This window comes from Flavobacterium sp. CFBP9031, from assembly GCF_034044945.1.
GTDB lineage: Bacteria > Bacteroidota > Bacteroidia > Flavobacteriales > Flavobacteriaceae > Flavobacterium.
This window is the reverse complement of the sequence record NZ_JAXCWF010000001.1, coordinates 654,467-667,652: the sequence shown is the minus strand read 5'-3', so window position 1 is coordinate 667,652 and position 13,186 is coordinate 654,467. Positions and strand designations below refer to the sequence as shown.

Below are 13,186 nucleotides of genomic sequence, written 5' to 3'. Positions count from 1 at the left end.
GTCGGGTTTGTTATATAAAATGGATGTTATTTTTATTTAATAGTCATTGCCAGTCCTCCACCGCTTGCCAAACGATATTTTAACTTGGTTGTCGAGTCAACAGTAATAATCTCTTTTTTATAATCGGTAGCAGCTTTATCAGCATTTACACCATCAGAGAAAATTTCGGCTTGGAATTTTTTGCCTTTTTCAAGGAAAGAAAAATCAATTGTAATATCTCTAGAATCCCAATTTGTAATCGCGCCTAAGTACCAAGTATTTCCTTTTCTTCTAGCGATAGAAACGAATTTTCCAACTTCTCCGTCTAAGGCAACAGTTTCATCAAAAGTAGTCGGAACTTTAGCTATAAAATCGGTGCTTTCTTGTTCCTTCATAAAAGCAGTTGGACTGTCGGCCATCATTTGCAAAGGCGCTTCAAAAATAGTGTACAAAGCCAATTGATGGCACCTCGTTCCTTGACTCATTGGAGTAGAATGACTTGGTTTGAATTCGCTTTTGGTAGCATTTCGCATCGCGCCTGGAGTGTAGTCCATTGGTCCAGCCATCATTCTGATAAACGGAATTGTGGTATCGTAAAGTGGAACATCATCATTTGGTGTCCATTTATTATTTTCTAAACCTTTTACGCCTTCAAAATTTAAAATATTTGGATACGTTCTCTGAATTCCAGTTGGTTTGTACATTCCGTGAAAATCAATAATCAGTTTACGATTGGCTGCTTTTTGGGCAATATCATAAACCGAATTGACCATTTTTGCATCGTCGCGGTCAATAAAATCGACTTTAAAACCTTTTACGCCAAGTTTTGCATAATTGTCAAAAACGGCTTCTGTTTTATCATTTATTGCCATCCACGAAGCCCATAAAATAATGCCCACGTTTCGTTCTTTCGCGTAAGCGATTAAAGCTTCCAGATCCACATTCGGATTGTGTTTCATAATGTCGGTTTCTACGCTCCATCCTTCGTCCAAAACCACATATTCAACTTTGTTTTTAGAAGCAAAATCAATATAATATTTATAAGTCTGTGTATTAATTCCCGCTTTAAAATCTACATTGTAAATATTCCAATCGTTCCACCAATCCCAAGCGACTTTTCCAGGTTTTATCCACGAGACATCCTTTATTTTGGAAGGCTCGGCTAATTTCTGAACCATATCATTATTGGCTAAAGCAGCATCATTTTCAGAAATGACAATCGCTCTCCACGGAAAAGTTCTCGTTCCTTTTGTTTTTACCAAATAATCAGCTCTTTCGGTAATCAGTTTGTTGAGGTAATTAAATCCGCCATTGGTTTCTTGGGTTGGATATTTAGAAAAGCGGGATTCAAAACCTGTTTTGTTTTTATTATTTGTGACAAATAATCCCGCATAATCTTCGAGATCAGCTTCTAGAAAAACGGCTTTTTTGTTTTTTTTGTAATCAATTAGAAAAGGTAAAAACGCCAAAGTATCTTTAGCAAATTCACTTATTTTTTTGTTTTCATAATGCGATTCAAACGAAGAAATAAACTGATCTTTCGGATTTCTTAAATCTCGTACATACGGCATCAAAGTATTGTAATCCTGATCGAAATTGAGAACGACTTCTTCGTCTTTAACCGTAATCTCTTTTTTCTTTTTTGTGACGAAACGATACGCGGCACCATCATCAAAAACACGAAATTCGAGAGCAAAATCATTTTTAAAATTTAGAATCAGTTTGTTGTATTGATCTTTAACCGTTTTCTTTTTGTATAAGGGCGTTTCGAAAGAAGTATTTTTGCTTTCTTTTTTTGAATTTAAAACTGCTGGATTTTTTCCTAAAACTTCATTTTGATCTAAAGTCAAAGACATTTCAGAGGGAGCCAAAATCAAATCCTTTTCATGCGAAATTGACCAAGAGATTTTATCATTTACAGCAATTTTAACTTCGATTTTTCCATTAGGAGAGCTAATATTAAAATTCTGTTTTTGTTGCGAAAAAGAAAGATTAAAGAATAATAAACAAAAAAGAATAAATGTATTTTTCATCTGGATATTTTTTAAACCATATAAGTTATATAAGTTCATTTTAATCACACTTTTAAACGAACTTATATAACTTATATGGTGGAAAATTAATTTTACTTTTTCTTTAATTCTGAATTGTATTTTTTTACAATTTCTAATGTTGATTTATCTCCATTAAAAACAGAATTTAAACCTTGCGGCTCTTGCGGAGGATCTGTAGTTAAAGGATCTCCAGGGTTCCATTTTCCGGTTTCGTTTATTGCTTTTCCTTCACCGCCATAACCCCAGAAATTGGCCGCTCGTAACGGACCATTATTTTTAACGCTTTCTGCAACTCTTCCAAAAATATAGCTATAAAATTGATTTCTGTAAACAGAAGAGGCTCCCGCATTCAGGTTTTCATTTTCTCTCGGAAGTCCAAATTCTTCAATAATAATAGGTCTTTTCAGATTGTTGGCAACCTTAATATGATCGTCAATGTATTTACCAGCGTTTTCAATAGTTTTTGGCATTGTAGCTTCGGCATTATCAGCCTTAAACCAATTCCAGTTTTTAGGCCAGATATGCATCGTCAAATAATCGATGTTCGGATTTTGATGCGTTCTTTCGAAGATTTCCATGCTATCGTTCGAACTATTTTTCCCTTCAGAACCTGTAGAAACCAGATGATTTTTATCTAAACTGTCAATTAAATCAACAATGTTATTGAGCCATTTCGTGAATTTAACTTCATTTTCTACCGTAAAAAGTCTCGGTTCGTTTCCAACCTGCCAAGACATAATCGTGTTGTCTTCGTTGTATTTCTTTTTAGAATACGCATTAGTTCTGCCAATAATAAACTTCACATGATTATTTAAAGCTTCCATGCAAGGTTCACAACTGTGAAACTGTTCTGTATACGACATAAACTGAGGCCAAGTATTCGGCGGAATATTCGGAACTGGAATTGCTCCTTTGCCATTCCATTCCAAGTATTGCGACATTCCGCCCGACCATTCCCAGTTATTGGTTAAGTACAAAACGGCGTACATGTTTCGTTTACTCATTTCGTTAATCAAGAAATCCAATCCGTCCAATAAATCTTCATCATATTTTCCCTGCTCATATTGCAGTGCGGGACGAACGGTAAAATCATATTTTCCGCCATCGGCACCCACTAAAACACGTAAATTATCGATTCCGTTTTTCTTCATTAAATCCAACTCGCGCAAGAGCCTTTTACGATCTCCTATTTTTTTAGAAGCCAACATACTCCCGTACCAATAATTGGTTCCAATATAAGCGTACGGTTTATCGCCTTTATAAAACTGGTTTCCTTTTACGGTGATTTTTTCCTGCGCCTGACAAGCAATTGCAGTAAAAATTAGGGCCAATGAAAGGGTTTTAAAAAATCTGTTTTTCATAATTTATATTTTAAGGAGCTAATCCCGCTATCCGCTACAATCTTTTTGTACCGAACCCCGGTACAAAAAGGATTTACGCTTCTATCGGGGCTAGGACTTTACGTTCTGTAAGACGTTTTGATTTTTATTTGAAACCTCAATTTCCGATTCGATGAATAAGCTCTAGGCAAGCTCGGCCATTATGATAAGGACATTTCCAGAATCCGGCTTTGTCTTTTTTCATTAGGCTATAATCGTCATAAACTCCCCAATACCATTCTCCATTTTTCTGATCGATCATATACTTTTTTATGAATTTCCAGTTTCTGTAAACAATATCCAAATATTCTTCTTTTCCGGTTAATTGATAAGCATTATAAAAACCAATTAAGGCCTCAGCTTGTGGCCACCAATGTTTTTCTGCAATCAACTCCTTTTTTTCAGGATCATATTCGTACCATAAACCGCCATCAGCATCTAGACCTTCTTTGGTTACTTCTGCAATTTGAATGGCATGTTTTTTATAATTGGCAATCAAAGTTTCATTTCCCGAAATTTCGGCACATTGCTGCAAAAGCCAAGCTGCTTCAATATCATGTCCGTACGATATGACATCTGGTTTTTCTTTCCAGTTTTCGTCAAAAAATAAGCGTAAATGTCCCGTTTCAGTATTGATAAAATACTTCTCGATGGTTTCTAATAATTCAACAATATCTACGAGCAATTTTTCGTCTTTCCAGACTTTATATAAATTCACATAGCCTTCAATAATATGAAGATGCGTATTCATGGTTTTCTTTTCGTTGGCATCTTTTTCGCTTAAACGCAAATCGTCAATAGGTTGCCAATCTCTGGTGAAAGCTTCAAAATAGCCTTTGTTTATCTTATCATAGCTATGCTCTTGAATTTTTGCATATAAGTTTTTAGCAATTTCTAAAGCTCTTTCTTCTTTTGAAATGGCATAATATTCAGACAATCCATAAATCGCAAAAGCCAATGCGTAAATCTGGTTTTTGGTGTCTTTTGGAGTTTTATCCTCATTTATACTCCAAAAAAGACCTCCAAATTGTGTGTCATAAAAATAAGAAGCAAGAAATTCGAATGCTCTTTTTGCCAGTCTTTTGTGGTTTTCGTTTCTAGTGGTTTTGTAACTGGCAGAGAACGTCCAAAGAATTCGGGCATTCAGAACCGAACCTTTTTCTGCATGAGCAATTTGAAGATCGTTAAAATCGATTTGCCCAACAAAACCTCCATTTTGATCGTCAATAGTACGTTCCGACCAATAGTTTAGGATAGAATCCAGTTCTGCGGTTAGTTCCGATTTTAAAAGCTTTCTTTGTAATGACACGATATTTTAAATTGCGTTATTTTTTTCGATTTGATTGATGATGGTTTGCACTGAACCTGCCGAAATAAAAGTATCTGCTGGAGTATTTATTACATAATCGACAAGTTTATCTACAGATGAAACTGCCACGTGCATTCTAGTGTCTGAAGAAGCGTAATAAACGTAAACCGTTCCATCTTCGTCTTCGATCCATCCGTTAGAAAATAAAACATTCGATACGTCTCCAACTCTTTCAATTCCTTCAGGTCCCATAAAATGCCCTGCGGGAACGTGTGTTACTTTTGTAATATCATTCAAATCGGTCATGAACATATACAAAGTATAGCGTAATCCTGCTGCAGTATTTCGAACTCCGTGCGCTAAATGCAACCAACCTTTTGATGTTTTAATTGGAGCTGGGCCCAAACCGTTTTTCAGTTCGTAAATCGTATGATATTGTTTTCCAAAAATGATTTTTTCGTCTTTTACAACAGGATTGGTCATGTCTTCAACGTAACCTAAACCAATTCCTCCACCATTTCCAACATCAATAAAACCATCTTGTGGACGTGTATATAAAGCGTATTTTCCGTTTACAAATTCTGGGTGTAAAACTACATTTCGCTGTTGTCCTGTGTTCGAAATCAAATCTGGAAGTCTTTCCCAGTTTACTAAATCTTTAGAACGCACAATTCCCGCATTGGCTACAGCCGAACTGGTATCGCCTTTTGGAGCTTTCGGATCTTTTCTTTCGGTACAGAAAATCCCGTAAACGTAACCATCTTCGTGATTAATAAGACGCATATCGTACACGTTTGTATCCGGTTCTTCAGTTTGTGGAATCACACACGGTTTATCCCAAAATTTGAAATTGTCAATTCCGTTTGGACTTTCGGCGATAGCAAAAAAAGATTTTCGGTCAATTCCTTCTACTCGAACTGCCAATAAATATTTTCCATTCCATTTTATTGCTCCAGCGTTGAAAGCGGCATTCACGCCAATTCTTTCCTGTAAAAACGGATTTGTATTTTCGTTAAAATCAAAACGCCAGTTTAATGGGATATGTGCCGCAGTAACGACAGGGCTTTTGTAACGTTCATATATGCCGTTTCCAACTATTTCTTGAGGTTCGTTTTTTTGCTCAAGCAATGTTTTATGTTGTTTTTCTAATGCCGATTTTCTTTCTTGAAAAGTGGCTGAAGATGTTATCGTTGTCATATCAATTGATTTTCTATGTCTTTTGTTTTTAATGATTTTGATCTCTTTTTTCGTTTAAATCTTGTTCTATAATCTGTAATTTCTCTTCTGATAAAGGGTAAAATGCTATAAAAGCTACTGAAATTGCGGCCGCAATTGCAGGTAAAATACTTAGCATTAATTGAATTCCGTTTTGAGCTGTTGCGTTTTGCTCAACATTGGCTTGAAAACCGTAATATCCTAAAAGCCATCCAGCTCCTGCGCCACCAATCGTCCATCCAAATTTTTGCGACATAGATGAAGCAGAGAAAACTAATCCTGTTGCTCTACGTCCTTGTTTCCATTCAGAATAATCGGCACTGTCGGCGTACATGGACCAGATTAAAGGAAAAATACAGCCCGCACAAATGCTGATTAAAACTTGAAAACTCATAATTAAGAAAACATCTTCTTTTCCGAATAAATAGAAAATAAGACTTAAAATGGCTGCCAAAGCCATTGCACCAAAAAAGGTTTTCTTTTTACCAATTTTATTGGCAATTGGTGTTGCAATGATTACTCCGATAATGTTTGCTGCTTGTCCTAAAACCAAATAAATTGAAGTTGGCGTCATGTGGAAATCGGTTCCGAAAAGCGAAAAATCAAAATTTACAGAACTGCTTACATAATATTTGAAGTAGTAAACGGCAGCCCCGTCACGAATTGAATTGAATACCAAAGCTCCGATTCCGGCTCCCAATAAAATCCACCAAGGTTTATTTTTCCAAAGATCTTTTAAATCTTCTTTCAAGTTATTCTGTTCATCTGCAATAGGTTTGATTCTTTCTTTAGTGAAGGCAAAACAAGCCCAGAAAAAGACAGTTGTAATTAATCCGAAGACGGCAATTGTTGCCAGCCAGCCCGTTTTAGAATTTAAATTTCCTCCAAAATAATTTACCAAAGGTTCAATTAGCCAAAGCGCTAAAAGACTTCCTCCAAAAGCAAAAACCATTCGATAAGACGAAAGTGTGTTTCTTTCTTTTCTATCAGATGACATTACGCCCAAAAGTGAAGCGTAAGGAACGTTGATTAAAGAATAAATCATCATCATTAAGGAATAGGTCACATAGGCGTAAATAATTTTTCCTTTTTCATCAAAATCTGGAGTGTAAAAAGTTAAAACTCCAATCACGGCAAAAGGTATCGCTACCCAAAGTAAATAAGGTCTAAATTTTCCCCATTTGCTTTTGGTTCTGTCAGCCAGAATTCCAACAATTGGGTCAAAACATGAGTCCCAGATTCTAGTAATTAAAAACATAGTTCCTACTACAGCAGGCGCCAATCCGAAAACGTCGGTGTAGAAAAATAGCAGATACATGCTAAAGATTTTCCAGAACATAGAAGAAGCAGCGTCTCCAAGTCCGTAACCGATTTTTTCTTTTAAACTAATTTTGTCGTGCATTGGTTATTTTTTAAGGTTGTAATTTATTTGGGGCAATTATTTTAATTTTTTCTGAATGTCTTTTTCAAAGATAGTCTGGTCGAGATTGTAAAAATCGATAAAATCTTTTTCGCTTACTTGGCCTGAAAATGGCGCATAATAATGCATTTTTTGCTCTTTTTCCTGCCATCCGTGATTTCTCCAAAGCAATACATAAGAAATTTTATAATCTCCAATTGCTTTCAGTAAAGTTCCCGTCCACCATTTTGGGTCTGGAACGGCTTCATAACCAGCTTCAGCGAGTGCCATTAATTTGTGTTTTTTTGAGCTGATTTCGTTTAATATTTTAAATTGATTTTGAACTTCAGCAACGAATTTTTCGCCATTTGGATCATTACTGTTTTGGTAGGTATCAAAACTCAACATGTCAGTATAATTATCTCCAGGATAATTGGCTAGAAAGTCGTTTTCGCTTCCAAAACTCCCTGTGTTATAAACATAAATCAAGTTGTGAACCCCTTTTTTCTGAAGGTAATCAAAAGTGAATTTCCAAGCGGTTTTGAATTCCTCTGGAGTGCAATTTCCTTTTCCCCACCAAAACCATCCGCCAGTAAGTTCATGGAAAGGCCTGAAAAGTATCGGAATATTTTTGCCATTTTTATCCTTTAAAGACAAAAAGAAAACAGCTGCTTTGTCTAGCCAAGAAGTAAATTTTTTATGATTTTCGGCTCCAGGGAGAATCGTTTTTAAAGAATTTGGAACATTATCCCAAGCATTTTTTCCTGTTGCAGGATTGTCAAAATGCCAGCTGATAGTCGAAATTCCGCCTCTAGAATCTGCCTCAATAATATATTGTTTCATTTTAGCAAAAGGAACTCCATCAATATTATTCGGACTGTCATTTTCTAAACCCGCAATATCCCAGCCATAAACCGCAGGATAATCTCCAACAACATCTTTTATGTCACTGCGTCCCTTTTCGTATTTCCATTTTACACCATAAGCCAAGTCGTCTTGATGTCCGAATAAGAAACCTTTTTGAGTTAAAGTATTAAGTTCTTTGTATAAAGTTTTAGTTTCTATTGTTGCTTTTTTATCTGAAAGTGACAAATTAATATTACTAGTGCTTTTTTGAGACCAACACGAACTGCTTAGTGCAGTTACAGTTAAAAGCGTTAAAAAATGTTTTTTCATCGAAAAATAAGAGTTGGCTGTTTAGCTAAATGCTAACTAAACAAGGGTTTACGGTTTTTAAATAATAGCATTTCTTCTGTCGAAAATTCTCTATGCGATTAGCGTTAAAATTATTAAAACTATAAAAAGTTATTTAATAAAAAATGATTAATGTTTATTATTAATGTTCTTTTTAAAGAAATGATAAATTAATTTTTTCAAAGATAAACGGATGATTATAGTGTAATTAATATTATTTTATCAATTATATATCATATTATTGCATCAAAAAAAGAACATTTGTTTTCCTGAAATAGTTTTTAAGATGAGTAATACGAAGAATTTTTATAGAGAAATAGCACCGCTTGCTGCGAGTGACAGCTTTTTGGTTTTTGATCGTGTAAAAGATAGTTTTGATTTTCCTGTTCATTATCATCCAGAATTTGAGATCAATTTTATTCAGAATGGAAAAGGGGTTAAAAGGGTTGTAGGAGATAATATTGAAGAAATTGATAATGTCGAGCTGGTTTTGATTGGTCCCAATTTATATCACGGCTGGGAATTGAATAAATGCACAAATAAAAAAATACACGAAATTACGATTCAATTTCATAATGATTTATTTCATGAATCTTTGCTTGCAAGACGTATCATGAATCCGATTCGAGATATGTTTAATAGATCAATTCATGGAATTCTTTTTTCTAAAAAAACAGCCGAAGAATTGATGCCAAGACTCGTAAGGCTTTCTAAGCTGGATGGTATGGATTATTTTTTAGAGATTACTTCTTTATTGTATGATCTGGCCAATTCCAGAAATCAGCGTTTGCTTTCGACTTATACAGTAGACTATGATACTTTTGATGATTATGATAAAATGAAGTTAGTTTACGAATATGTGCAAAAACATTTTGCTGAAAAAATCACTTTAGAAGACGTGGCAAATGTGGCGAGTATGTCTATAATTTCTTTTAACCGATTCATTAAAAAGAGGACTGGAAAAACTTTTGTGAATTATATAAATGACATTCGTATTGGTTATGCGGCGCGTTGGCTGGTAGAAAAAGATATGAGTGTTTCTGAAGTTGCTTTTAAATCTGGTTTTAATAATATAGCAAATTTCAATCGTAGTTTTAAAGCTACAAAAAATTGTACACCAAGCCAATATCGTGAAGAGTTTTCTGGTTTAAAACGAATTTTATAGTGATACTTTTTTATCACAAATAAATATTATTTTTAACGAAAACGTTTGATTTTTAAGATTTCATTGGTTTTTATGCATCGTTTGTGTTCTCGAGAGAGATATGATTGCGAATAATTTAAAATTTATGCGCTTTTATTTTTATATGTGTTTTTTTAATCGCTTATAGTAAAAATATTATCATTAAATGATATAATACTATCGATTTGATAATCCTCTCTGTTATAGATTTGTTAAATAATTTAAAAGTAAAAATTACCCAGGCATTTACTTTTGGATTATGCAATAAACAAATTTAACTAACCAAACACTTATTATGAAAAAACTAATGACTAGCTTCATTCATTGGAGGGCTGACCACAAAGCCGTTCCTTTGATATTATTTTTGTTACTGACTAGTAATTTTATTACGGCTCAGGTAAAGGTTTCGGGAACTGTATCTGATGAAAAGGGGTTATCTATACCAGGCGCCAATATCATAGTTACAGCGACAAAGAAGACGGTTTCCACAGATTTCGATGGAAAATATTCTATCGAAGCACCTGCAAACTCTACTATTTCTGTTTCATTTATTGGATATGTTGCACAAACTATCAATGTTAAAAATGGCGGAACAGTAAACGTTATTTTAAAACTTAGCGCCGAAGATCTGCGTGAAGTTTTGGTAAACGTAGGATATAGAAGTGTAAAGAAAAAGGATTTAACAGGGGCTATTTCTACTGTTAGTTCTAAGGATATTGCAGACTCTCCACAAGTATCTGTAGATCAATTATTGCAAGGACGTGCTGCTGGGGTAACAGTTACGAACAACTCTGGACAGCCAGGAAGTAGTGTCTCGGTTAAAATTCGTGGAACTACTTCTATTTCTGGAACCAATGAGCCATTGTATATTGTAGACGGTATTCCGATTTCTGGAGATGCTGCCAATACGGCAACTGGAGGTTCAATCGTTACGGGTTATTTAGGATCCAATACAGGAAACGTAACTTCGAGCCCTATAGCTTTTTTAAATCCGAACGATATCGAAACAATGGATATTTTGAAAGATGCTTCTGCAACTGCTATCTATGGTTCTAGAGCGTCGAATGGAGTTGTTATTATTACTACAAAAAGAGGTAAAAAAGGAACAGGAAAAATCACTTTTGATTCTTATTTCTCTATTCAAAATGTAACTCGTTTGTTAGATACTATGACTTTGAGTCAATATGCTGCACAGCAAAATGCTTTGGCAGGTGTTTATGGTGTAACGCCGCGAGATGAATTTGCTGTTCCGTCTGTTCTGGGTAAAGGAACAAATTGGCAAGATGAGATTTATAAAACGGCTATAATGAATAATTATCAGGTTTCGTTTTCTGGTGCAAAAGATGGTACTAACTACTATATTTCTGGAGGTTACACTAATCAGGAAGGTATTGTAATTGGTTCTGCTTTTAAAAGATATAATTTTAAAACAAACGTTGATAGTAAAATAAAAGATTGGTTAACTGTCGGAGTGTCTGTTGGTGCGGGAATAACAAATGAAGATATTACAATAAATGGTGCTAGTAATGGTATTATCAGTACTTCTATTTTGTCTACTCCAGATGTTGCGGTAAAAGATACTAATGGTAATTACTCTGGTCCGCCAGCAGATGGATCAATTGGGGTTTGGATCAATCCTGTAGCTTCAGCTTTAATGAATACCAATAAATTGATCAAGAAGAATTTCTTAGGAAATTTTTATGCTAGTTTTAGAATTGCAAAAGGATTAGAGTATCGATTTGATTTTGGAGGCTCTACAAATGTAGATAATTTCGAAGGTTTTCAGCCTACTTATAAATGGGGTTCAGCGGTTAGAGAAACCAATATGCTAACAGAGAGAGCAAACAATTGGTATCAGCTTAATGTTAAAAACGTTTTAACTTATAAGGCCGATGTAGGAAATCATCATTTTAATGTATTAGCAGGTCAAGAGGCAAATGATAATCATTGGTTTGGTAATTCGCAATCTGTTTCTGGGTTATTAAGTAATGATATTCATTCTATTAGTTTAGGAGACCCTGATTCAGTTATCGCTTCAGAATATAAAGGAAGTTCTGCTTTGTATTCTTTCTTCGGATCTTTTAATTATGATTATGATAATCGATATGGTTTACAGGCAACCATGAGAGCAGACGGAAGTTCTAATTTTGGCCCAGGTGAAAAGTGGGGTTACTTTCCTTCAGTTTCTGGTTATTGGAAACTTTCGAACGAAAAGTTTATGGAAGGAACTAGAGAATATATTGATAATATCAAGTTTAGAGGTGGATATGGAGAGACTGGAAACCAAAACATTGGCGGTGGCGGTTACATGAGCACAGTTCGTGCAATCAAATCGGCAATGGGGAACTTCTTTACGGTTAATAATATTGCAAATCCTGACTTAACTTGGGAAACTTCTAAACAAACCAATTTAGGTTTAGATTTTACACTTTTCAAATCAAAACTTCAAGCAACATTTGATGTATACAAAAAAGAATCTGAAGGATTTTTATTTGTGTTGCCATTGCCTTACTACGTTACTGGTACAGATGCGTATCAAGGAGGTTTAGGAGCGCCAAGTGTAAATCTAGGAAGCTTAAGAAATCAAGGTTTTGAGATGACTTTAGATTATAATGAGAAGTTTGGAAAAGATTTTTCATGGAATTCAAAAGTAATTTTTTCTACAAACAAAAATAAATTGTTGAGCTTACAAGATAATTTCGATTTGACAAAAGATGTATTGCTTAATGATTATACGACAAAAGCGGTAACTAAAACTATAGTAGGTCAGCCAGTAGGTCAGTTTTATGGATATCAAGCAGTTGGTATTATCAGAACGAACGAACAGTTGGCCAATGCACCAATTCCTTTTACAGGAAATAAAGCAGTAAAAAGCCAGTTGGGAGATGTTGAGTATGTAGATCAAAACAAAGACGGTCTGATTGATGATAAGGACTTAACCTATATTGGCAATCCCGCACCAAAATTTACTTACGGTTTCAATAATACTTTTAAGTATAAAAATATCGATTTAGGGGTCTTTTTGCAAGGATCGTATGGTAACAAAGTAATGAACTTAACAAGACGTGCAGGGACTAAAAACCAACGTCTGTATGAAAATCAATTGGCAGAAGCAGCAGATTTTTGGACACCAGAAAATACCGATGCAAAATATCCAAGACCTGATGGCGGAGACGGACATCCAAATATTGCAATCTCTGATCGTTATGTAGAAGATGGGTCGTATTTAAGAATTCAGCAAGTTACTTTAGGGTATAACATGCCTTCAGATGTGATCTCAAAAGCGAACATTAGTAAATTAAGATTTTATTTTGGTATTCAAAATCTTTACACATTTACCAAATATACGGGCTATGATCCTGAAATTGGGTCATATAACCAAGATCCATTATTATCAGGAATCGATTCAGGGCGTTACCCAACCAATCGTAGTTTTACTTTTGGAATGAATTTAGAATTTTAATTACTACTCTT

The 13,186-nt window shown here is 34.7% G+C and carries 8 protein-coding genes; 2 read left to right on the top strand and 6 right to left on the bottom strand.

Annotated elements, in window-relative coordinates; translation table 11 throughout:
- Window positions 1–32 precede the first annotated feature (32 nt).
- From SOM12_RS02855 to SOM12_RS02830, 6 genes are all read right to left on the bottom strand, one after another.
- Window positions 33–2,012, bottom strand: a complete 1,980-nt coding sequence (locus tag SOM12_RS02855; protein ID WP_320492307.1) for a glycoside hydrolase family 97 protein — start codon at window positions 2,010–2,012, stop codon at window positions 33–35.
- 92 nt (window positions 2,013–2,104) lie between these two features.
- The gene (locus SOM12_RS02850) at window positions 2,105–3,394 is read right to left on the bottom strand and encodes a cellulase family glycosylhydrolase (RefSeq protein WP_320492306.1); all 1,290 of its coding nucleotides are present in this window, start codon (window positions 3,392–3,394) and stop codon (window positions 2,105–2,107) included.
- A gap of 136 nt (window positions 3,395–3,530) precedes the next feature.
- Window positions 3,531–4,721 (bottom strand): AGE family epimerase/isomerase, encoded by a 1,191-nt coding sequence (locus SOM12_RS02845; RefSeq protein WP_320492305.1) that lies wholly within the window; start codon window positions 4,719–4,721, stop codon window positions 3,531–3,533.
- A 6-nt stretch (window positions 4,722–4,727) separates the two neighbouring features.
- Window positions 4,728–5,918, bottom strand: a complete 1,191-nt coding sequence (locus SOM12_RS02840; RefSeq protein ID WP_320492304.1) for a glycosidase — start codon at window positions 5,916–5,918, stop codon at window positions 4,728–4,730.
- 28 nt (window positions 5,919–5,946) lie between these two features.
- Entirely contained in the window at window positions 5,947–7,338 is a 1,392-nt protein-coding gene (locus SOM12_RS02835) for an MFS transporter (protein WP_320492303.1), read from the bottom strand.
- 36 nt (window positions 7,339–7,374) lie between these two features.
- Window positions 7,375–8,511 carry a glycoside hydrolase family 26 protein gene (locus tag SOM12_RS02830; RefSeq protein ID WP_320492302.1) on the bottom strand — a complete coding sequence of 379 codons (1,137 nt, stop codon included), beginning with the start codon at window positions 8,509–8,511 and terminating at the stop codon, window positions 7,375–7,377.
- A 304-nt stretch (window positions 8,512–8,815) separates the two neighbouring features.
- On the opposite strand from SOM12_RS02830, the gene SOM12_RS02825 reads away from it, so the two are divergent.
- Both SOM12_RS02825 and SOM12_RS02820 read left to right on the top strand, forming a co-directional pair.
- Window positions 8,816–9,694, top strand: coding sequence for an AraC family transcriptional regulator (locus SOM12_RS02825; protein ID WP_095931031.1), 879 nt, complete (start codon window positions 8,816–8,818; stop codon window positions 9,692–9,694).
- A gap of 313 nt (window positions 9,695–10,007) precedes the next feature.
- Window positions 10,008–13,175 (top strand): TonB-dependent receptor, encoded by a 3,168-nt coding sequence (locus SOM12_RS02820; protein ID WP_320492301.1) that lies wholly within the window; start codon window positions 10,008–10,010, stop codon window positions 13,173–13,175.
- Window positions 13,176–13,186: the final 11 nt, after the last annotated feature.

Excerpts from the sequence above, each read along its gene's own strand:
- SOM12_RS02855 (WP_320492307.1), bottom strand. The coding sequence starts at position 2,012 with ATGAAAAATACATTTATTCTTTTTTGTTTATTATTCTTTAATCTTTCT.
- SOM12_RS02850 (WP_320492306.1), bottom strand. The coding sequence starts at position 3,394 with ATGAAAAACAGATTTTTTAAAACCCTTTCATTGGCCCTAATTTTTACT.
- SOM12_RS02840 (WP_320492304.1), bottom strand. The coding sequence starts at position 5,918 with ATGACAACGATAACATCTTCAGCCACTTTTCAAGAAAGAAAATCGGCA.
- SOM12_RS02835 (WP_320492303.1), bottom strand. The coding sequence starts at position 7,338 with ATGCACGACAAAATTAGTTTAAAAGAAAAAATCGGTTACGGACTTGGA.
- SOM12_RS02830 (WP_320492302.1), bottom strand. The coding sequence starts at position 8,511 with ATGAAAAAACATTTTTTAACGCTTTTAACTGTAACTGCACTAAGCAGT.
- SOM12_RS02825 (WP_095931031.1), top strand. The coding sequence starts at position 8,816 with ATGAGTAATACGAAGAATTTTTATAGAGAAATAGCACCGCTTGCTGCG.
- SOM12_RS02820 (WP_320492301.1), top strand. The coding sequence starts at position 10,008 with ATGAAAAAACTAATGACTAGCTTCATTCATTGGAGGGCTGACCACAAA.